19 protein-coding genes are annotated in these 21,651 nt (G+C 33.3%); 17 read left to right on the forward strand and 2 right to left on the reverse strand.

The features are described 5' to 3' along the window. Nucleotides 1–326: 326 nt before the first annotated feature. The 8 genes from alaS (at nt 327) to GMA06_RS04625 (ending at nt 11,293) form a co-directional block, all read left to right on the forward strand. Nucleotides 327–2,957, forward strand: a complete 2,631-nt coding sequence (gene alaS, locus GMA06_RS04590) for an alanine--tRNA ligase (protein ID WP_163561836.1) — start codon at nt 327–329, stop codon at nt 2,955–2,957. A 238-nt stretch (nt 2,958–3,195) separates the two neighbouring features. Next, nucleotides 3,196–5,820: a family 20 glycosylhydrolase gene (locus tag GMA06_RS04595; protein ID WP_163561837.1), complete on the forward strand. Its 2,625-nt coding sequence runs from the start codon at nt 3,196–3,198 to the stop codon at nt 5,818–5,820. Between the two features lie 85 nt (nt 5,821–5,905). Next, nucleotides 5,906–6,940: a M42 family metallopeptidase gene (locus GMA06_RS04600; protein ID WP_163561838.1), complete on the forward strand. Its 1,035-nt coding sequence runs from the start codon at nt 5,906–5,908 to the stop codon at nt 6,938–6,940. Nucleotides 6,941–7,081: 141 nt separating this feature from the next. After that, entirely contained in the window at nt 7,082–7,846 is a 765-nt protein-coding gene (locus GMA06_RS04605) for a mechanosensitive ion channel domain-containing protein (protein ID WP_163545754.1), read from the forward strand. Between the two features lie 102 nt (nt 7,847–7,948). Next, complete coding sequence (locus GMA06_RS04610; protein WP_345940873.1) at nt 7,949–9,019, forward strand: serine hydrolase; 1,071 nt, start codon at nt 7,949–7,951, stop codon at nt 9,017–9,019. Between the two features lie 275 nt (nt 9,020–9,294). Further along, nucleotides 9,295–10,410 carry a 23S rRNA (adenine(2503)-C(2))-methyltransferase RlmN gene (gene rlmN / locus GMA06_RS04615; protein ID WP_163545753.1) on the forward strand — a complete coding sequence of 372 codons (1,116 nt, stop codon included), beginning with the start codon at nt 9,295–9,297 and terminating at the stop codon, nt 10,408–10,410. Nucleotides 10,411–10,550: 140 nt separating this feature from the next. Continuing rightward, entirely contained in the window at nt 10,551–10,814 is a 264-nt protein-coding gene (locus GMA06_RS04620; RefSeq protein WP_163545752.1) for a hypothetical protein, read from the forward strand. Beyond that, on the forward strand, nt 10,811–11,293 hold the full coding sequence (locus GMA06_RS04625; RefSeq protein WP_163561839.1) for a hypothetical protein: 483 nt from the start codon (nt 10,811–10,813) through the stop codon (nt 11,291–11,293). The genes GMA06_RS04620 and GMA06_RS04625 overlap by 4 nt, the downstream gene beginning before the upstream one ends. Before the next feature lie 401 nt (nt 11,294–11,694). On the opposite strand, the gene GMA06_RS04630 is transcribed toward GMA06_RS04625, so the two are convergent. After that, nucleotides 11,695–11,913: a hypothetical protein gene (locus tag GMA06_RS04630; RefSeq protein ID WP_163561840.1), complete on the reverse strand. Its 219-nt coding sequence runs from the start codon at nt 11,911–11,913 to the stop codon at nt 11,695–11,697. 70 nt (nt 11,914–11,983) lie between these two features. Further along, nucleotides 11,984–12,274: a bacteriocin immunity protein gene (locus tag GMA06_RS04635; protein ID WP_163561841.1), complete on the reverse strand. Its 291-nt coding sequence runs from the start codon at nt 12,272–12,274 to the stop codon at nt 11,984–11,986. 299 nt (nt 12,275–12,573) lie between these two features. On the opposite strand from GMA06_RS04635, the gene GMA06_RS04640 reads away from it, so the two are divergent. From GMA06_RS04640 to GMA06_RS04680, 9 genes are all read left to right on the forward strand, one after another. Then, nucleotides 12,574–13,449: an ABC transporter ATP-binding protein gene (locus tag GMA06_RS04640; protein ID WP_163561842.1), complete on the forward strand. Its 876-nt coding sequence runs from the start codon at nt 12,574–12,576 to the stop codon at nt 13,447–13,449. After that, nucleotides 13,449–14,177, forward strand: a complete 729-nt coding sequence (locus tag GMA06_RS04645) for an ABC transporter permease (RefSeq protein WP_163561843.1) — start codon at nt 13,449–13,451, stop codon at nt 14,175–14,177. The genes GMA06_RS04640 and GMA06_RS04645 overlap by 1 nt, the downstream gene beginning before the upstream one ends. Next, the gene (locus GMA06_RS04650; RefSeq protein ID WP_163561844.1) at nt 14,177–15,268 is read left to right on the forward strand and encodes a sensor histidine kinase; all 1,092 of its coding nucleotides are present in this window, start codon (nt 14,177–14,179) and stop codon (nt 15,266–15,268) included. The genes GMA06_RS04645 and GMA06_RS04650 overlap by 1 nt, the downstream gene beginning before the upstream one ends. Further along, nucleotides 15,265–15,864 carry a response regulator transcription factor gene (locus GMA06_RS04655; protein ID WP_163561845.1) on the forward strand — a complete coding sequence of 200 codons (600 nt, stop codon included), beginning with the start codon at nt 15,265–15,267 and terminating at the stop codon, nt 15,862–15,864. The genes GMA06_RS04650 and GMA06_RS04655 overlap by 4 nt, the downstream gene beginning before the upstream one ends. A gap of 245 nt (nt 15,865–16,109) precedes the next feature. Beyond that, on the forward strand, nt 16,110–17,864 hold the full coding sequence (locus GMA06_RS04660) for a SpaH/EbpB family LPXTG-anchored major pilin (RefSeq protein WP_163561846.1): 1,755 nt from the start codon (nt 16,110–16,112) through the stop codon (nt 17,862–17,864). A 198-nt stretch (nt 17,865–18,062) separates the two neighbouring features. After that, complete coding sequence (locus GMA06_RS08490) at nt 18,063–19,250, forward strand: prealbumin-like fold domain-containing protein (RefSeq protein WP_163561847.1); 1,188 nt, start codon at nt 18,063–18,065, stop codon at nt 19,248–19,250. Then, nucleotides 19,231–20,112, forward strand: coding sequence for a class C sortase (locus GMA06_RS04670; protein ID WP_163561848.1), 882 nt, complete (start codon nt 19,231–19,233; stop codon nt 20,110–20,112). Before GMA06_RS08490 ends, GMA06_RS04670 begins: the two co-directional genes overlap by 20 nt. Beyond that, nucleotides 20,081–20,932 (forward strand): class C sortase, encoded by an 852-nt coding sequence (locus tag GMA06_RS04675; protein WP_163545743.1) that lies wholly within the window; start codon nt 20,081–20,083, stop codon nt 20,930–20,932. The genes GMA06_RS04670 and GMA06_RS04675 overlap by 32 nt, the downstream gene beginning before the upstream one ends. Beyond that, nucleotides 20,919–21,530 (forward strand): hypothetical protein, encoded by a 612-nt coding sequence (locus GMA06_RS04680; protein ID WP_163561849.1) that lies wholly within the window; start codon nt 20,919–20,921, stop codon nt 21,528–21,530. The genes GMA06_RS04675 and GMA06_RS04680 overlap by 14 nt, the downstream gene beginning before the upstream one ends. Nucleotides 21,531–21,651 lie beyond the last annotated feature (121 nt).

Genomic DNA, 21,651 nt, shown 5'->3' on the forward strand with positions numbered 1-21,651 from the left:
GTATTTTTTATAGTCTACGTCTTTGAAAAAAATCCATTATTCATGTGTTAAAAAACTATTTTCTATTGACGAAAGCAAAGAAATCTTTTATACTCAAGCGGTAAGTTGAGGGACATGTTGTAGACAATTTAGAGAGCTTTTGAGTGGTGAAAGAAAGCACGGATACAATGCTACCCGAGATAAAGATGTTATAGAAATATGACCGTTTGCCAACGTTATCGGCATGAAGAGATGTAATGAACGAAAGTGTGCATTGCAAGTAGGGTGGAACCGTGCGGAAGTGCCCCTACATGCAAGGTGCACTTTATTTAATTTAGGAGGAAAAAATGGTTTTAACAAGTAAAGAAATACGTCAAAAATATTTAGACTTTTTTGCATCAAAACAACATGAGATTATTCCAAGTGCGTCTTTAATCCCAGTCAATGATCCAACATTATTATGGATTAACGCAGGTGTGGCACCGTTAAAAAAATATTTTGACGGAACAGAAGTACCAAACACACCACGTTTGGCAAATGCACAAAAATGTATTCGTACAAATGATATTGAAAATGTAGGGGTAACAGCACGTCACCACACACTATTTGAAATGTTAGGGAATTGGTCTATTGGAGAATATTTCAAGGAAGAGGCTATTTCATGGGCGTGGGAATTTTTAACAGATGAAAAATGGTTAGGTTTTGAACCTGAAAAATTATACGCAACATATTATCCAGAAGATACAGAAACACCAAATATTTGGAAAAAACAACCAAATTTTGATGGTTCACATTTAGTACCATTCGAAGATAATTTTTGGGATATTGGTGCAGGGCCATGCGGACCATGTACTGAAATTTTCTATGACCGTGGAGAAAAATATTTGGATATACCTGAAGATGATCCAGAAAACTACCCTGGTGGTGAAAATGAACGTTATTTAGAAATTTGGAACTTGGTATTTTCTGAGTTTAACCACATGCCAGATGATACATATCAACCACTGCCACGTAAAAATATTGATACGGGTATGGGATTAGAACGTGTAACATCTGTTTTACAAGATACACCAACAAATTTTGAAACAGACTTATTCAAACCAATTATTGACAAAATTGGTACATTAACTTCTATTCAATATGGTGATAATAAAACGACAGACACATCATTTAAAGTGATTGCGGACCATGTTCGTGCTGTAAGTTTTGCGATTGGAGATGGAGCATTGCCATCAAATGAAGGGCGCGGCTATATTTTACGTCGTTTAATTCGTCGTTCTGTTATGCACGGACAAAAATTAGGTATTCACCACACTTTTATGAAAGACTTAGTTCCAGTTGTTGCGGAAATTATGGGTGCATTCTATCCAGAAATTGTTGAAAAAACAGCCTTTATTCAAAAAGTAATCGGATCTGAAGAAGAAAAATTCCACGAAACAATTAATGGTGGATTAGAATTATTACAACATATTTTCAAAAATATGGATGAGAACAAAGAAACGGTTGTATCTGGACGAGAAGCCTTTAAATTATATGATACATATGGTTTCCCATTGGAATTAACGCAAGAATATGCAAGTGAACATCAATTCACAGTGAATACAGAAGAATTTGACATTGCGATGAACGAACAACGTGAACGTGCTAGAGCGGCTCGTCAAAAAGAAGAATCAATGGCTATTCAATCTGAAGTATATACATCAATTCATGTGCCAAGTGAGTTTGTTGGTTATCAAACACATGAAGCAATAGGAGAATTAAATGCGATTGTTTGTCATAACGAACAAGTGGATAACGTAGATGCTGAACAATATGCAAATGTGTTCTTCTCAACAACACCATTTTATGCTGAAATGGGAGGACAAGTTGCTGATACGGGTGTTGTGGAAACAATGGACGGACAAGTTGTTGCGATTGTTGAAAATGTGAAAAAAGCACCAAATGGACAACCAATGCATAGTGTTAAAGTAGTGTTACCACTACACGTTGGCACACAGTACAAATTAGTTGTTGATAAAGCACGTCGCCGTAAAATCACGAACAACCATACAGCGACACACTTATTGCACAAAGCCTTAAAAGATGTATTAGGCACGCATGCTAATCAAGCAGGTTCTTATGTTTCTCCAACTTATTTACGATTTGACTTTACACACTTTGGACAAGTTACACCAGAAGAACTAAAACAAATGGAACGTATTGTTAACGAAAAAATTTGGGAAGCATTAGATGTTGTGACGATTGAAACAGATGTTGACACAGCTAAATCAATGGGAGCAATGGCACTCTTTGGTGAAAAATATGGTAAAGTAGTACGTGTTGTCAATATTGGTGGTTATTCGATTGAATTATGTGGTGGTATTCATGTAGGCAACACACAAGAAATTGGTTTATTCCAAATTGTATCCGAATCAGGTATCGGTGCAGGAACAAGACGTATTGAAGCTGTTACAAGTCAAGAAGCATATGAACTATTAAATAGCTTTGAACGTACACTTGTTGACACAGCAAAAACAGTAAAATCTTCTGTGATGGATGTACCAACACGTGTTGGACAATTATTACAAGAACAAAAAGAATTGCGTTCAGAACTAGAATCATTAAAAGCAAAATTATTGAAGCAAGAATCAAATGCTTTATTTGATAATGTACAAGTCTACCATGATTTACGTATCATTGCAGTGGAAACACCAAATAAAGATATGAATGCATTAAGAGGACTAGCAGATACATGGAAAGAAAAAGATAGTTCAGATGTCTTTGTAGTTGCTACAGTACAAGATGACAAAGTGAACTTGCTTGTTGCCGCAAATAAAAAAGCCAATGAAAAAGGCGTGAAAGCAGGAGATTTAATCAAACAAATTGCTCCACTTGTGGCAGGTGGCGGTGGAGGTCGTCCAGATATGGCACAAGCTGGTGGTAAAAATCCTGCAGGTGTCAAAGATGCTTTAGCAAAAGTAATTGAATTATTAAAATAAAAAGAGAAAAAACATCACACAACCAATCTTGGTGTGTGATGTTTTTTAACATGATAATTAAGAAAATGTATAAAATATTCTACGATTTGTCTAAATATTTGATGAGTATTGGATGATAGGGTGTAGTTAATTATATGAAAAAATAAAAGCGGTATCATGAAAAAATCCCCATAAATATAGTTTTCTTATTTATATATTGTTATAATAAAATCAACAACACAATATTGGAGGGGTTTGTATGAGAAAATGGATACAAAAATGGATAAAGTGGTTAATGGTAGTTGTGCTTTTCGTAGGTATTTCACCGAGTTTGAAAGCGTATTCCGATCAAGAGAACTATATGCGTGTGTTTTCGATTGATGCAGGGCGTAAATATTTTTCATTAGAACAACTCAAACAGCTTGTCGATAAAGCACAAGAATTAGGCTTTACTGATTTACACGTTTTATTAGGTAATGATGGTTTAAGATTCGTTCTAGATGACATGGAAATTACAACAAATAGTAAAACGTACCCAAGTAATGCTGTCAAAGAAGCGATAAAAGAAGGGAATAGATCTTATTATAATGATCGAAATGGGGATGCTTTAACCCAAGCAGAAATGACAGAGTTATTGGCGTATGCTGCTTCTAAGAAAGTGTCTATTATTCCAGCTGTCAATAGCCCAGGACATATGGATGCGATTTTAGTTGCTATGGAAAAATTAGGGATTGCTAATCCGTTCCACACAAATAATGGTATAAGTTCCGATAGAACATTAGATATTACGAATACAGAAGCCGTTGATTTTACAAAACAATTAGTTAAAAAATATGCTAATTATTTTTCTGGAAAAGTACGTATTTTTAATTTTGGGGCAGATGAATTTGCTAATGACTTATACACACAAGGCACGAATGGATTTAAAGCATTACAATCAAAAGGACTTTATAAAACATTCGGAGAATATGTGAACGCTCTGGCACAGATTATTAAAGATGCAAATTTACAACCAATGGCGTTTAATGACGGATTTTACTATAACAATAGTGAAGAGGTAACGTTTGATAAAGATATTATTATTTCTTATTGGACATCGGGTTGGAATGGGTATAATGTTGCCTCTGCAAAAACATTGAGTGCAAAAGGACATAAAATTCTAAATACAAATGATGCTTGGTATTATGTGGTGGGTCGTGATTATTCAGGTAGTGGTTGGTATAACTTACAACAAGGATTAGATGGCGTTCAAAAAGCACCATTTAGACAAGTGGCAGGTACCACTTATAATCCAGATGATCCAAGTGCAAACGTGAATATTATCGGAAGTATGGTTTGTACATGGTGTGATACACCGTCAAGACAATATAAACCAAATTTAGCCTTTAGACTTATGCAAGCTTTTGCAACAAAAAATGCAGATGTGTTTGCTAAAAAACCGAATGCTGATTATGCAAAAGTGGATGCATTACTTGCACGAGTACCAAAAGATTTGACAATATACAACACAAATGTTGTTGATGCATTAACAAAACTAATTAATTCGATTGATCGAACAAAAACAAACGATCAACAAGAAGAAGTGAATGAATATGCTAAACAATTAGAAGAATTGTTAAATACATTGGAACTAAAACCTGCAGATTATACAGCATTAATTGAAGGTATATCAAAAATACCTCAAGATTTAGATAACTATACAGAAGAAACAGTTGAAAATCTAACGAATTTTATTAATAATATTGATGAAACAAAAAATATCACACAACAAAGTGATGTTGATGCATACGTGGAACAGTTAGAAGATTTAGTAAAAGCATTAACATTGAAAAAAGCAGATTACACAGCATTAGATAAAGTAGTCGCAACAGTACCAAAAGATTTGGATAGCTATACAGAAGAAAGTGTAAAAGCTTTAACAGATTTTATCAATGATATTGATAAAACAAAAAATATCACACAACAAAGTGATGTTGATGCATACGTGAAACAATTAGAAGATTTAGTAAAAGCACTAACATTGAAAAAAGCAGATTACACAGCATTAGATGAAGTAGTAGCGACAGTACCAAAAGATTTGGATAGCTATACAGAAGAAAGTGTAAAAGCTTTAACAGATTTTATCAATAATGTTGATAAAACAAAAAATATCACACAACAAAGTGATGTTGATGCATACGTGAAACAGTTAGAAGATTTAGTAAAAGCACTAACATTGAAAAAAGCAGATTACACAGCATTAGATAAAGTGCTAGCAACAGTACCAAAAGATTTGGATAGCTATACAGAAGAAAGCGTAAAAGCTTTAACAGATTTTATTAAAAATATTGATAAAACAAAAAATATTACACAACAAAATGATGTTAATCATGATGTGCAAAAATTAGAAGAAACGATTAAAGCACTTGTCTTGAAAAAATCTCCAGTATTACCACATCTACCAAAAGATGCAGAAATAGAATATATGATAATTGATGGAAATAATCAAACAATTTCAGCGGGACAAACACTTAGAATGGCATCAAATGCTGATTTTAATAAATTCGTATCTGTTATGGTTGACGGTAAAATGGTAGATAAAAGTATGTATACGGTAAAAAGTGGTAGTACGATTGTTACATTATCAAATATGTATACAGCAACATTAACAACAGGCAAACATCAATTAAGTATTGTTTCTCGTGATGGTAAAGCAGTGGGAACGTTCTATGTGAAAAAAGCAACTGTTAAAGAAAATGCAAATATAAAAACAAATAGTACACTGTCAAAAGAAACAACAAAAAATAAAACACTGGTGAAAACAGGAGAACAAATGGCATTGTGGACAATGTTCATTGGACTACTTTGTATTGGTGTTGCTGTATGGCTTAAAAAACAACATTAAGAAAATCAAAAAAACGCAATAAGTCACGCTTATTGCGTTTTTTTGATATAATAAATGTAATAAAGTCAAAAATAAGGAGAATAAGATGAACACATTAAACTATTTACAAGAATTGTTGGCAATAGCATCTCCAACAGGGTTCACAAAAGATGTTATTGAGTATTTGATAGAAACGACTGAAAAAATGGGATATAGAGCTAAACGTACCAATAAAGGCGGTGTTTTAGTAACCGTTCAGGGTAAAGATGATACTAAACATAAAGTAGTGACGGCACATGTGGATACTTTAGGTACTATTGTACGTGCGATTAAACCAGATGGACGATTAAAATTAGATAAAATCGGTGGATTCCCTTGGAATATGATTGAGGGAGAAAACTGTACAGTACATATTGCGAGTACGGGGGGGAAAGTAACAGGAACAATTTTATTACATCAAACGAGTTGTCATGTGTATCGTGAGGCAGGTACGATTGAACGTACACAAGATAATATGGAAGTACGTTTAGATGAGAAAGTCAAAAAAGCAGATGATACAAAAGCATTAGGCATCAATGTAGGAGATTTTGTTAGCTTTGACCCAAGAACTACCTTAACCGATACGGGATTTATCAAAAGTCGATTCCTTGATGATAAAGTGAGTGCTGCTATTTTACTGGCACTTTTAGAAAAATACCAACTAGAAAAAATAGTACTACCATATACAACACATATCTATTTTTCAACAAATGAAGAAATTGGATACGGTGCTAATTCATCTATTGATGAGCGTACAGTAGAATATTTGGCTGTGGATATGGGAGCAATGGGGGATGATCAACAAACAGATGAATATACTGTATCTATTTGTGTGAAAGATGGTTCTGGTCCATATCATTATGGATTTCGTCAACATTTAGTAGCGTTGGCGAATCAATATGCTATCCCATTTCAGTTAGATATTTATCCATATTATGGGAGTGATGCCTCCGCAGCAATGCGTGCTGGTGCAGATGTGAAACATGCTCTATTAGGAGCGGGGATTGAATCAAGTCATTCCTATGAACGTACACACATAGATTCTATTGTGGCGACACAAAACTTAGTGGATGCGTACATTCAAAGTGGGTTAGTAGAATAGAAAAATCGGCTACTAAGAGGAGTAGGGTATGAAGTGGCTATAATGGATATGCACCGACTAATACTAGACATAGACTTATGAATGGTGTGTATTCAAGATGTTCTCATAAATAATGAATATTTTATTAGAAAGGAAACGGAGATGCTAGATTTATTAAAAGACACTAAAGTGTGGACGATTTTATTTGCCATTGTATTTTATATCATCGTACGTACGATTTCGGATAGGCTTCTAGCCAAACGTAATAATTTATCTGTACGTTTTATTGGAAATTTATGTAAAACAGGAGCATTGATTTTTGGCTTTTTTCTTATTTTAAGTCAGTTTGAAAATTTTAGAGGATTTATTACATCTCTACTAGCTAACTCAGCACTTGTCGTGGCAGTATTAGGTTTTGCTTTACAAAATGTGATTCGGAACTTATTGGCAGGTATTTTATTGATACAATCAGATGCCTTCAAAATCGGTGATAGAGTACGATTATCCGATAAAAATATTACTGGTGTCATTGAAGAAATGAATTTACATTATACAGTGATTAAATTGTATACGAATGAGCGTGCGATTGTTCCGAATTATGTGATGAATGAAACGGTCGTTATCAATAATGACAAAAAGGATTCAACAACAAGCTATCCGATTTCCTTTTATATTCGATTGGATAAAGATTTAGATAAGGTCATAGATATTATTAAAGAACAAATTATTCGTCATCATCTCGTGCTGAATAAAGAAGATACTAAAGTGACGCTGGCGGAGTTGAGTACAACGTATGTTGAGGTGAAAGCTTTCATTTGGACACGAGATATTGAGGAAAGTTTTATTACGGTATCGGCATTACGATTGGATATTATTAAAGCCTTGCAAAAGCATGATTTAATTAGTGTTGAAACGACTCTTTCATAAGAATAAAATGACTAGTGAAAAACTAGTCATTTTTGTTTGTAAAGTATCTTGTTATTTTCCAAATAATCTCTTATAATAAGTGGACAATAATGGAGGATAGACGTGAAAGATAAAACAAAATTAGGGATTGCTATAGGTGTTTTAGTCACATTTATTATTGGTTTGGCACTCTATTGCATGCCGAATCCAAAAGTGATGTTTGTAGAAAATACGCAGCAGAGTACAACTCAAGAATCCATCAGAGAAACAGAAAGTGAAATATCATCAGAATCCGTAGAGAAAATAGAGGAAAAAGCAGTCAAAAAACGACAAAAATCAATGGAAGAAAAACAAGATGTGATGAAAGCCGATTTGGCAGAAATGGATGCGTATGGTTTGTATTATGACTACCCCAATTTATCTTTAGTAGATACTGTAAAAGCTTATTTAGACGAGTTTGGTATTGATTATAAGAGTATTGCTTTTTCTTATAAAGATATTGACACAAATGAAACTTTTTCTATGAATGATACACAGCCGATGACAGCTGGTAGTACATATAAATTACCATTAAATATGTTAGTAGTTGATGAAGTAGAAGCAGGGCGGTTATCTTTAGATGAGGCATTTGATATTACGGGAACAACCTATGAATACAAAGGGGAGCATGATACATACGTCTCAGTTTTTGGCGGAGCTATGACTATTCCACAAATGCAAAAATATTCCTTACAATATTCTGAGAATACCCCCGCCTACGCATTGGCAGATAGAGTAGGAGGCATTGAAGCCGCGTATGCCATGTTTGGACGGTATGGGCAATCCAAAGCAGATACTAAAACAATCGACTTGAATAATAAAACAACCACAGATTACTATATTCAAGTATTAGAATACTTGTGGAATGATAGAGAGAAATATCGTGATTTAATCATGTATCTTGGCTACTCTTTCCCAGACGAGTATTATAAGACATTTGTGAAAGTACCTGTGTATCAAAAACCAGGATATGTTCGTGAAGCTTTGAATGTTTGTGCGATTGTAGAAGAAAATAAGCCATATTTAGTATCTATCTATACTGCTGGATTAGGTGGTAGCACTATTCATAGTACGGAAGTAAGTGGTGTAGGTGCATATCAATTAGGTGCTTTAGCTTACGTAATCAATGAGTGGCACAGAGTGAATATGAATTAATAGTTCTTTATCAATTGTATTGGTAAAGAGCACATCACTTGGCAGTGAATGCCTTTGTCATTCACTGCCTTTTTCTTTTAGTATAAACATTATCAAAATACAGTTGCTTTATTCTCGATAGAGCTAAAATCTAAATAACGAGGGAAAATTGATATTATGAAGTGTTTATTTTCTTTTATTTTTACAGAGATTTTACTTGATTTACTACGAGAAAATCTTATAAACGAAAGGAGAGTATGCTATAATAAGCACAGGATACTGATTAGGAGATAAATATGGTTAATAAAAAAGTAGCAAAATATGAATTAGAAAGTAAACCACTGATTTATAGTTACCCATTAGCAGATTTAGAGGCGTGGTTTATTGAGAATGGACAAAAAAAATTCCGTGCCAATCAAGTGTGGGATTGGTTATATCGAAAACGTGTCAATTCTTTTCAAGAGATGACAAATTTATCTAAAGATATAATTGATTTATTAGAAGAAACATTTGCTTTTCCTGTTTTAAATGAAAAAATTAAGCAACAATCAACTGATGGGACACGTAAATTTCTATTTGAATTAGCAGATGGCTTACTCATTGAAACAGTATTGATGCCTCAAGAATATGGTTTATCTATTTGTGTCACAACGCAAGTGGGTTGTAATATTGGCTGTACATTTTGTGCCAGTGGTATCATTGCCAAACAACGTGATTTAGTTGCTGGTGAAATTGTTGCACAAGTGATGCACGTTCAAAAAACATTAGATACTTTAGGTAAGGACGAACGTGTTAGTCATATTGTTGTAATGGGAATAGGAGAACCTTTTGATAACTATGATAATGTCATAAAATTTTTATCCGTTGTAAATTCTGACAAAGGATTGGCGATAGGTGCTAGACATATTACCGTTTCTACGAGTGGACTAGCTCCAAAAATTATAGAATTTGCAGATAATGGTTTACAAGTGAACCTCGCCTTATCTTTACACGCACCAGATAATGAAACACGTTCGAGAATTATGCGTATTAATCGTAAATATCCGATTGAAGTTGTCATGGGTGCGATTGATGAATACATTCGTAAAACAAATCGACGTGTGACGTTTGAATACATTATGTTAGATCATGTCAACGACTCTGTTGAACAGGCTCAACAGTTAGTTGATTTATTAAAAGACAAAAAACATCTATCATACGTCAATTTAATTCCATATAACAAAGTAAGAGAGCACGACCAATATGAACGTAGTAGTAAAGAGCGAGTAGTTGCCTTTTACGATGTTTTAAAGAAAAATCGTATTAACTGTGTCGTACGTAAAGAATTTGGACACGATATAGAAGCTGCATGTGGTCAATTACGTTCAAGTCAAATGAAAAAGCAAGCTAATAAAAAAAGTTCTCTAACCTAAAATGGTAGGTTAGAGAACTTTTTTGTTAGGTCTTTTCATCTTTTTGTCTATCTACATAGAAAATTTCTTTATCTTTGCATATAGTATGTATAGTACATGATGTGTCATGTTGATAAAATTTGTAGATAAGGAAGTGAGATATGGACTATTTTTCTTGGTTAGAGCATTTAAAATCTAGTTTAGATGCCAATGTACCATTTGGTATATGTGCAATAATTGTTATTTTTGAATTTATTGGATTTACTTTACATCAAAGGCATGCAAGAAAAAATTTTGATGTGATTATTTTTATTGAGGAGAGAGCAATTATCCGTTTAGAGCGTGTCGTTGACAAAAAAGATGAGATGATTATAAAACTTCAAAGTAAGTTATTTCATAAAAAAGAATTGGAGGAAGATAAATGAACAATGCTAGTTTTTTAATACTATGTATTTTTGTTACTATTGTGTTTTACGTATGGGATATATCTCAGCATCGAAAAACATTGAATAGAGCTATGTTAAAAGTTCACTGGCAACATAAAATTTTTGTAAATATTCACCTGAAACAAATGTGTTCTGTATATCCAATGCTTTCTAAAGTAACGGCTTCATTTAGTCAATCAAAATTACAAGATGATAGCATACAAGAGATAGTAAGTCGTTCAAAATTATTAGACATAATTGATAAACAACAATTAAATAAGGAAATAGATGATTTAATGGAGAACGGTTCTGAAAATGATAAAGATGTTTTTATTTGGTATCTATTAACGTGTCTATGGATACAAGATTATAAGTATCATCACATGAAAGTTATGAATATTGAAAAAGAAACGCAAAAATTAAAGGATGAGAAAAGTGAACGAGATAGAATTTTAAATCGAGGATTTTGCTTAATGTAATAGAATATTTTGAAAAGTGACTAAGTATTGTATAGCCTATAGAAGAAAATATTAGATAATCAGCTGGGTGCATCCTCTATATTTCGAGTTGAGATAATTAGATTACCTAATATATAGAAATATACTACTAGTGCATTGATTAAGTTAGGTGTAATGGTGTTATTAAGTGTCTTAAGTGTCAATGTATACTTTCATAATTTTAATAAAAGGAAAAGACTTCAAAAAAGCTAAAAATTTTTGAAATCTGCTTTTTTCTTGCAGTACATTAGCAAAACGAACAACTGTGTATATTATAGGTAAATGATAGAGATAATTTTTATTTATCAATATAGCAGCCATTAAGAAAGGCATGTACGAATGACGTGCATGCCTTTTTGATTTCATACAAGTTTATCATATATTTATTTTGAAAAATAAACGCCTAGTCTATATTTCCTATTGATAAAGCGAATGGCTTTTATTTTATCCAACTGTTGTTGTGAGATTGCTTGTTTTAACATAGCCATTTTTTCATTTTTGATGATTAAATTGTATATGACAATTTTTTTCTGTTTGTCCTCTCCATATGCTGCTATGAGTGTAAGAAGAAGTATGATATATAAGAAAAATTTTGTGTCCATCTATCACCACTAAAACAATTATCTTGAATGCCTTTAAACACTAGAATAGTCAAGTATTGATACCTTTCATTTAACGTATTAGTGAATCATAGAAAGAATATCCCAATTTATGACCTGGAGTTTTTCTTGAAATTTCTGAAAAAAATACGCTGACATCTCGTGATAATTCTCGTTTCAAAGCAAGTATTCCTAATTGTGTTTTTAAATCTTCCACAACTTTTCTCTCATACATATTATTTTCTATCTTATTCTTTGCTTCTAATAAAAGTTCTCTTTCTTTATCACTTATAAGATAATTCAATACTAAACGATATATTACAGTTAATAACTCTTGATTTTCATTTTCCCATTTTATTTTCATAATCGTACATCTCCATAATATCTATTTAAACATAAATTGTCCTTATAAAACGATGTGTACATTGGTGTCGCCGGTTTCTTTTCATAAGTATATTATAGACCTCTGTTAGATTAATGTAAATTTATATATCAACATAAAAATGATATAGCATTTATTTTCTGTACTCTCCACCTAAAGCTTTATATCATGTGATGTGACAAATGTCATTTTTTTATGTGACATCTTTTACTAATAAGAGTTGGAAATAGAGATTATACTATATCTATCAAACTAAATACGGAGCATGAGGAGTGTGTTATATGATTGAAGTAAATAAAATATATAAAGCGATAAGTGGACAACATATTTTAAAAGATATTTCTTTTACGATTAATAAAGGAGATTGTGTCGCTTTGATTGGTCCGAATGGAGCAGGAAAAACGACGTTAATGTCCTGCTTAATTGGCGATAAATTTGTTTCAAAGGGTGAAATAACGATTGATAAAATGCCTGTCACACATGCGTCCTTAAAAACAAAAGTCGCCATTTTACCACAGGAAAATGTAGCACCTCAAAATTTAAAAGTATTCGAATTGATTACATTCTTCCAAAAAATTCACAAAAATTCATTATCCACAGAAGAAATTGATGCTTTACTAGGTTTTTCAGCAGAGCAAAAAAATCAAGTTACCGAAAAATTATCGGGTGGGCAAAGACGGTTGATGTCTTTTGTACTAACACTCATTGGTCAACCAAGTATTTTATTTTTAGATGAACCAACAGCAAGTATGGATACGTCGACAAGACAACGGTTTTGGGAAATTATTTCTCAATTAAAAACAAAGGGTGTCACGATTATTTACTCCTCACACTACATCGAAGAAGTAGAACATACGGCAGATAGAATTTTAGTGTTGCATCATGGGCAACTTTTACGTGATACGACACCGCATAAAATGCGTTCGGAGGAACGAGAAAAGCAGTTTAATATACCGATTATATATCAGAAAAGTATCCAAAAACTTGAGATAATTTATGATGTCAAAACATCACGTGATACGATAACGTTTATGACAAAAGAGCCCCAAAAAGTCTTTGAATATCTACAAAATTTAGGGTGTTCGATTGAAGATATGGAAATGTTAAACAAAACATTATTAAATACACTGTTTGATAATACAAAGGAGGAAAAATAATGGGTGCTTTATTAAAAATGGAATTGATTTTAACAAAACGTGATTTGTTTTCATTTGTTTTAGGGATTGGTATGCCCGTTTTGTTTTTCCTGCTTTTTTCATCTATGTTTGATAGTAGTTATGGGGATGTGGCGATACTAACACGCAATTATTTAATTACCATGACCGCTTTTAGTATGAGTAGTTTTGGATTATACGGTTTTCCAATTTTACTGGATACAGATAAGAAAAATAATTGGTTGATACAAATACAGCATTCGCCGATTTCGTTAGCACAATACTATGCGGTAAAAGTGATACGCATGTTTGTATCTTTTGTTATTTCGATTATCATCAATTTTGCTGTAGGTATTTTTATTAAAAATGTAGCAATGAGTGTGGGGCAATGGATTGTGAGTGCTCTATTATTGTTAGTAGGCAGTTTGACGTACTTAGCGATTGGGTTATTATTAACCCTTTTTAAAACAACACAAACCATGAATATCGTTGCGAATATTTTGTATTTTGTTTTGGCTATTTTTGGAGGTTCGTGGATGCCTTATGAAACATTACCACAATGGATGCAGCAAGTAGCTCATATGACGCCAAGTTATTATGCAAATCAGTTGGTCTTGGGGTATTTAAAGAATGATACCGTGAATATCTTAACTTTACTAATTGTTGTTGTGTATGCCATAATAGTAGGAGGAATAGCGTTTATTTTGAGAAAAAAACAGGAGGTAAAATAATGTCGATTTTCAAAAAAATACACCCAATGTATTTTGTATCACTTGTTTATCTTATTTTTCCATTTTACTACATTTTTACGGGAGAATATTCTCTATGGTTTTTACCATTAACAATTCTTTTTGTTGTTTCATACTTATCGCTTATACTGGTTAAACAAGAGAGCATTGAATGGATATTATTTCTTTATCTATGTGTGTACACCATTGTGTTAACGGTATTTGGGAGTGTCACGTCATCACTATTTATTTTCTATATTACCAATATATTGACATGGCATTTTCAAGATGATGCTTTAACAAGTAAACGCTACATTATTTTTTATATGACCTATGCCGTATTGCTTTATTGTATATTCCAAGTAAAAGACATCGAAGTAATTATCTTTTTGGTAATTTTTCATTTAGTAGCGGTTGGTATGATGTATGTGATGAGAAAAAGCGTAAAAGAGGAGCGGTTAAAGAAAATACTTCAAGAAAAAAATGAATCTATCAATTTACTACTAGCGGAAAATGAAAGAAACCGTATTGGACAAGATTTACATGATACATTGGGACATGTCTTTGCCATGTTAAGTGTAAAAAGTGAATTAGCAATAGCGTTCATGGAAAATAAAGAGTATGACAAAGCGAGAAAAGAAATTGAAGAACTTAGAGAAGTGACGACAATTTCCATGAAAGAGGTTAGGCAGATTGTTCAGTCTTTGAAAAAACATACAGTGGAAGAGGAATTGCACATTTTACAAAATATGTTTGCTATGGCACAAATCACATTGAATGTGACAAATCGTGATATGATAAAAGTTTTATCAGAACCGTTACAAGCAGTGATTACGATGATATTAAGAGAATGTGGTAATAATTTAATCAAGCATAGTCAAGCAACCCATTGTCATATAGGATTTGAACGAAAAAGTAAAGAAATGCTAATAACGGTAGAAGATAATGGTGTTGGATTTGATACATGGACAGGGCAAGAGTTGCATTCAATACGAGATAGATTGACAACAATAAAAGGACAGCTAGAAATGACATCACTAAAAGACCCAACACGTTTGATAATGTGGATACCATTGGAGGAGGACTTGATATGAATGTATTAGTTGCAGAAGATCAAGGGATGTTATTAGATGCGATGTGTCAATTACTTACAATGCAAGAGGAAATTCGTCATGTTCACCAAGTATCTAATGGGAAATTAGCCATAGATTGTTTAGAAAAAGAGCAGATTGATGTAGCAATACTAGATATTGAAATGCCCTACATGACAGGACTAGATGTTTTAGAATGGATACGTGAACGACAGTTAAACACGAAAGTGATTATTGTGACAACATTTAAACGTCCGGGATATTTTCAAAGAGCAGTTAGAGCAGGTGTAGATGCTTTCGTATTAAAAGAACGGAGCATTTCAGACTTGATGATAACCATTCAAAGTGTTTTGAAAGGTCAAAAAGAGTATTCCCCAGAACTTATGGAAGTGATGTTTATGCAAGAAAATCCATTGACAGAACAAGAACAAGTATTATTAAAACAAGTATCTTTAGGATTGTCTAATAAAGAAATTTCCCAAAAAATGTTTTTATCTAATGGAACAGTTCGGAACTATATGTCAACGATTTTACTAAAATTAGAAGCAACAAATCGTATTGAAGCAGTAAACATTGCAGAAAAAAATGGCTGGGTTTAAAATTAAAATTTAATGAGAAGTACACAGAATATAGATCGTAAAACAAAAAAATCTATATTTTGTGTATTTTTTAGGGAGGGAGGGTTAGAAAATCCTTTTTTGTAGATAGATAAAAACCTATGTATTAAATAAAAACGCTTTAAAATATATAAAAATTAACGAGGGAGGGCTATTATGGAGAGTTGACGAATAAATATTCAAGCGTTATAATTCGTCTATCACAATAAAAAAGGAGAGAAAAACTTATGACAAGAACAAGTAAGTTAAAGCGGGTTAATCGTGTTGCTTTAGCCATGATGTTACTTGGTGGTGCTTTTGTTCCGGCTGTTCCGTATGCGCAACCTGTTTTTGCAATTAACGGTGTTTCAGCTAGCGTTCCTGATAGAACAACAGTAACCATTGTGAAGTTACAAGCAGATGCGTATAACAGTACTGTTCCTAAAGTAAATGAAAATGGTCAAGCATTGACTAATACAGAAATAGGAGCATTAGGGACAAATGTAAGAACATTATCAAATGTTACCTTCAAATGGTATAAAATTCCAGAGGATAAACTAAATGATCCAGAATGGACAAATGAAAAACTGATGGCTAAAACAGAAGCACAGCTAGATGCGTTAATTACTGGTAATGATAACTCAGGACTGTTAGATCCAACAGCTGAAAATGGAGAAGTGCGATTTATTCGTACAAAAGAACAAAATGGTACATATTGGATTATCGAACATTCAGCACCGTCAGAAGTATCAGCAGGATATGCTGTGCCATTCCGTTTGACAGTACCTTTAAGTGCAAGTGATGGATCAGGCTATTTATCAGAAGCTCATGTGTATCCAAAAAACGTAACAGGTAAATTACCGTCAGTAGACAAGGATGTGAATCAACTTGGTTCAAATGAGGGTAGCTATAATGCTGGTCAAGACATTCAATTCTATTTAAAAGGAACGATTCCGACAAATATTGATACCTATTCTAAATATGACTTTACAGATACATTGGATGAAGCATTAGATTATGTAGGTGTTGGTAAAGTTCAATTTGGTACAACTGAATTGATTAAAGATACAGACTATACAGTAACACCTCCAACAACAGATAATAGAACAGTTACTGTTTCTTTAACATCAGAGGGGTTAGATAAAATCACACGTAGCGTTTCGCTAGATAAACGTAATCATCCAAGTGCTACGGAAATTGGTAATGTGACAGAAAATACAGATGCAAATCCATTTATTCAAGTCGAGTTAAAAGCAAAAATCAATGATAAAGCAATTATGGGTAAAGGGATTAAAAACGAAACGAAAATCGTTTATAAAAACAGTGGCGGTAATCATCATGATCCAAATGATCCACATAAACCAAATACACCACCAAGCACACCACCGGGTACACCAGATACTCCACCAGAAACACCGGAAACACCACCTTCTCCACCGGTATACGTTTATACAGGAGGTAAAAGATTTACAAAAGATGATGCAACAAATGAAAATGTGACATTATCTGGAGCGGAATTTAAACTGTATAATACTGATCAAGATGAAACACCTATGAAATGGACAGACGGATTAATTGCAGCAAATAAAGCAGCGATTGATGCGGGTAAATTTAAACTAGCTGTTGCGGGTGAAGACATTGTATTAGTTTCTGATGAACATGGAGAATTTGAAATTAAAGGGTTAGGATATCTTCCAGATACATCAACCACAGCAATTGGTGACGGTTCAAAACAATATTACTTAAAAGAAACAAAAGCACCAACTGGGTATCAACTATTAACGTCAAAAATTTCGTTTACAGTATCACAAACATCATACTATATAGATCCAACAGCAATAATGTCAGCAACCGAGAACGGAAATGCGACTGCAGATAAAGTGCATAATAACAAACGTCCAACCATTCCAGATACAGGTGGTATTGGTACAGTTATCTTTATTGCTTTAGGATTAGGTTTAATGGGCTTTGCCTTTATTGGTATGAAAAAATCAAAAAAATAAGCAGTAAGTAGAGAACAGGTGTTTATCACCTGTTTTCTCAAACACGATTTAGCGATAAATAAAGGTATGTTCCCATCATATTCTCAATACTTTGTTTGTCGGCGTATGAATAACATACGTTAAGTCGTGTTTGAGAAGATAAGAATGTTCGATACTAGAAAGATATTGAAAAGATATTAAAAAGGAAAGGAAGATAGGATGACATTTTCTAAATTAGTCAAAAGAATATGTGTGTTGATTGCGTTTGTCTGTTTACCATTTTCTAATCATGCGCATGCAAATGATACGGTAACGATTGAAATTATTAGTCCGAATGCTTTTGCCAATAATCAAGATATTCAATATCATCTGTTTAAAATTGGAGCAGACCAGTCTGAAGTAGATTGGGTGAAAACGCAAGATTTGCACACTTTGAAAAATAAATATACTGCATCTGTTGTGTCATTAAATGACCAGTCCTATAAAGTCCAGTTGGAGAGAGGCTTGTATTATGTACTGGCAGTATCTGAAAAAACAGAGCTTGCTATAACAGAAATTGTACCTTTTTTTATTGATTTAACAGGGAATGATTTTGAAAATAAAACGATTCATGCAAAGCAATTTCATCCAACAGGAGAATTACATTTGTTTAAATATGAACAACAAGGAAAAGAGCGAACACCACTAGCGAATGTTGCCTTTTCTTTGTATACAAAAAATAATGAGATTGTACATGTGAAAAACGGCTTAGCAACACTTGATGCAGACGGAGAAACGGTATTAAACACTGATGAAATGGGAAATATTCGTATTTTCGGTCTTGCTGAAGGGGAATATATTATCAAAGAAGTCAAAGCGTTGCCGGGGTATCAACTATTAACAGATACACCAATGATTATGATTAAAGCGAATGACGTGACGAATATTGCGATAGAAAATCACCCAACACATTTTGGAGGGAAACGATTTAAGAAAGTGAATGAACAAACACCCGCTAAGGCTTTACAAGGTGCTGTTTTTGAAGTGTTAGACGCTGACAAAAAACCACTATTAAGAGGTGGACATACATATACTCTTACCTCTGGGGAAAATGGATATTTTGAAGTACAGGATTTGCCTTATGGAAAATATTATTTAAGAGAAGTAAAAGCACCGATTGTCGATAATGTTGAATATGCTGTATTGGGTGTAGATATTGCATTCGAGATTACACCTATATCATATACAGATGATACGCTGACAATTATTGTGAATAGACCTTTACCACCTGATCTTATTGGGCGTTGGTTACCACATACAGGTGAATTGTTGAGTAATGGGTATGTATGGGGCATTGTTTTCGTTATTGTAGGGATATTCTTAAAGAAAAAGAGTGTGAAACATGACAATGAAGAAAACCAAAACTAGAAAAAGTCGTTTCTTTTTTTATCTAGTATTTTTAATTGGTTTAGGTATATTGGCATTCCCTTTAGTTAGTCAGTATTTATATTATCGTGCGTCTATTGTGCAAGTGACGAGTTTTAAAGCAGAAGTGAAAAAATTAGATACAGCAGATATTAAAAGACGTATTTTTTTAGCAAATGCTTATAATGATGCGCTTATATCTAGTAAACATATAGATGTTGAAGATCCTTATTCGGAAAAAGATAGAAAAGAAGGAACAGCAGAATATGCCCGTATGCTAGAAGTAAATGAACAGATTGGGCATGTATCCATTCCGAAAATTGTACAAGACTTACCCATTTATGCAGGGAGTTCGGAGAATGTTTTACAACGAGGTGTTGGGCATTTAGAGGCAACTTCTCTGCCTGTTGGGGGGAATAGTACGCATGCTGTTTTAACAGCACATCGGGGATTACCCACTGCACAATTGTTTACAGATTTAGACAAATTGGAAATTGGCGATAAGTTTTATGTTCATAATATTGGTGGAACATTAGCGTATCAAGTGGATCAAATCAAAGTGGTAGAACCTACTAATATTGAGGATTTACGTATTCAAGAGGGACACGATTATGTGACGTTGTTGACGTGTACACCTTATATGGTTAACACACATCGTTTACTTGTTAGAGGATTTCGTATTGATTATGTGGAAGCGATAGAAGAAAAAGAAACTAGTTATTTTAAAGAGAATGATTTATACAAGCGCTTGTTTTATGGTACGTTTTTTGTATTAGTGATTTTAGTTATTTTATTTGTTAAATTGCACCGAAAATATAGAAAAGAGAACAGATATGCGAAAAAGGGTAGTCGCCAAAAGACGTAAGAGAGGACTTATTATCATCTTTTTACTTGGATTAGGAATAACATTATTTCCCATTGTTAGTCAAACCATGTATTATTTTGCCTCAAAAGTTGTGGTGACAGAATTTGAAAAAAATGCATCGCATATTTCGACAAAAGATGTTGATAAACGCATTGCTTTAGCAAAAGCATATAATGAAACGAGGATTCAAAAAGTTTGGATACAAGATCCATTTACGGATTTACAAAAAGACGGTATCAAAGAGTATGCCCGTATGTTAGAAATAAATGAACAAATTGGATATCTACGTATACCTAAGCTGTTAGAAGAAATTCCAATTTATGCAGGCACATCGGAAAATGTTTTGCAAAAAGGCGTGGGACATTTAGAGTTGACGTCGCTACCCGTTGGTGGAGAAAGTACGCATACCGTTTTATCTGCGCATAGAGGATTACCTACGGCAAAGTTATTCACTGATTTAGATAAAATGGAAATCGGCGATATGTTTTATATTCGCAATATCAAAGAAACATTGGCTTATCGTGTGTTTCAAGTCAAAGTAGTAGAACCTACAGACTTAGGAGCCATTGCTATCCAAACAGGAAAAGATTATGCAACACTATTGACATGCACACCTTATATGATAAATAGTCATCGACTTTTAGTCATGGGAGAACGTGTACCATATGTTGAACAAGAACAAACATTACAAACCAATCAATATCAAACATTGTGGTTATATAGATGGCTATTTTATCTCGCATTGAGTGGAGTCGTTATATTGAGTGGAATAATAATTAGAATGCGAAAGAAGGGAAGGTTGAGTCGTGAAAAAAATTAGACGTATAATCGCCATTAGTTTATTGATTTTATCTCATGTTTTTGGAGGTTTTGTTTATGCGCAAGAAAATGTTTCGGTTTCTACGTCAGATATGAGTATCTCGCAAGCGAATGATGAGCAATCTCAACCAAAAAAAGAAGAAACTGAAACAAGCCGTCAAACAGAGATTCAAACATTAAGTCAAACTGTCACGGAACGTATTGAAGAAACAACGGAAGAAAATGCAGGGTCGGTTATGTTCCGTTCAGCCAATCGAGAGAATCCACTAAGTGACGACACACCAGTAGCAGATTCAACAACTGTTAATAACCCTGACGGTTCTACGACGACAACAACTGTCACACGTTGGTGGGACACGATTAAGCGATTGACATTTGATCTAGGTAAATTTAGTATTCCAATTAAATTGGGAGATTTTGAACAAAAATCAACATTATATAAACAAGATATTGTGACAGATTCACAAGGGCGTTCCAAAATCGTTTGGGTATATAAAACACATATTTCAGGTAATATTAACCATACGGCAAGAGATTTAAAAACATTCTTTACGACAACAAAAGATTGGCTCTATAATAAATCGTGTTGGTGGGAATAATCCACCAACACGATTTTGTATATAAAAGTGGACAAAAAAAGAGAAATACCTGTATGATTAAATCACCACAATTAAACAAGGAGGTATTTCTCATGGATTATTATACAAAAAAATTATTGAC

The sequence above is a fragment of the Granulicatella sp. zg-84 genome, assembly GCF_010892375.1.
GTDB lineage: Bacteria > Bacillota > Bacilli > Lactobacillales > Aerococcaceae > WM01.

What these genes read in the sequence shown, in the direction of transcription:
- alaS (WP_163561836.1), top strand. Translation starts at nt 327, where the DNA reads ATGGTTTTAACAAGTAAAGAAATACGTCAAAAATATTTAGACTTTTTT.
- GMA06_RS04595 (WP_163561837.1), top strand. Translation starts at nt 3,196, where the DNA reads ATGAGAAAATGGATACAAAAATGGATAAAGTGGTTAATGGTAGTTGTG.
- GMA06_RS04600 (WP_163561838.1), top strand. Translation starts at nt 5,906, where the DNA reads ATGAACACATTAAACTATTTACAAGAATTGTTGGCAATAGCATCTCCA.
- GMA06_RS04605 (WP_163545754.1), top strand. Translation starts at nt 7,082, where the DNA reads ATGCTAGATTTATTAAAAGACACTAAAGTGTGGACGATTTTATTTGCC.
- rlmN (WP_163545753.1), top strand. Translation starts at nt 9,295, where the DNA reads ATGGTTAATAAAAAAGTAGCAAAATATGAATTAGAAAGTAAACCACTG.
- GMA06_RS04620 (WP_163545752.1), top strand. Translation starts at nt 10,551, where the DNA reads ATGGACTATTTTTCTTGGTTAGAGCATTTAAAATCTAGTTTAGATGCC.
- GMA06_RS04625 (WP_163561839.1), top strand. Translation starts at nt 10,811, where the DNA reads ATGAACAATGCTAGTTTTTTAATACTATGTATTTTTGTTACTATTGTG.
- GMA06_RS04630 (WP_163561840.1), bottom strand. Translation starts at nt 11,913, where the DNA reads ATGGACACAAAATTTTTCTTATATATCATACTTCTTCTTACACTCATA.
- GMA06_RS04635 (WP_163561841.1), bottom strand. Translation starts at nt 12,274, where the DNA reads ATGAAAATAAAATGGGAAAATGAAAATCAAGAGTTATTAACTGTAATA.
- GMA06_RS04640 (WP_163561842.1), top strand. Translation starts at nt 12,574, where the DNA reads ATGATTGAAGTAAATAAAATATATAAAGCGATAAGTGGACAACATATT.
- GMA06_RS04645 (WP_163561843.1), top strand. Translation starts at nt 13,449, where the DNA reads ATGGGTGCTTTATTAAAAATGGAATTGATTTTAACAAAACGTGATTTG.
- GMA06_RS04650 (WP_163561844.1), top strand. Translation starts at nt 14,177, where the DNA reads ATGTCGATTTTCAAAAAAATACACCCAATGTATTTTGTATCACTTGTT.
- GMA06_RS04655 (WP_163561845.1), top strand. Translation starts at nt 15,265, where the DNA reads ATGAATGTATTAGTTGCAGAAGATCAAGGGATGTTATTAGATGCGATG.
- GMA06_RS04660 (WP_163561846.1), top strand. Translation starts at nt 16,110, where the DNA reads ATGACAAGAACAAGTAAGTTAAAGCGGGTTAATCGTGTTGCTTTAGCC.
- GMA06_RS08490 (WP_163561847.1), top strand. Translation starts at nt 18,063, where the DNA reads ATGACATTTTCTAAATTAGTCAAAAGAATATGTGTGTTGATTGCGTTT.
- GMA06_RS04670 (WP_163561848.1), top strand. Translation starts at nt 19,231, where the DNA reads ATGAAGAAAACCAAAACTAGAAAAAGTCGTTTCTTTTTTTATCTAGTA.
- GMA06_RS04675 (WP_163545743.1), top strand. Translation starts at nt 20,081, where the DNA reads ATGCGAAAAAGGGTAGTCGCCAAAAGACGTAAGAGAGGACTTATTATC.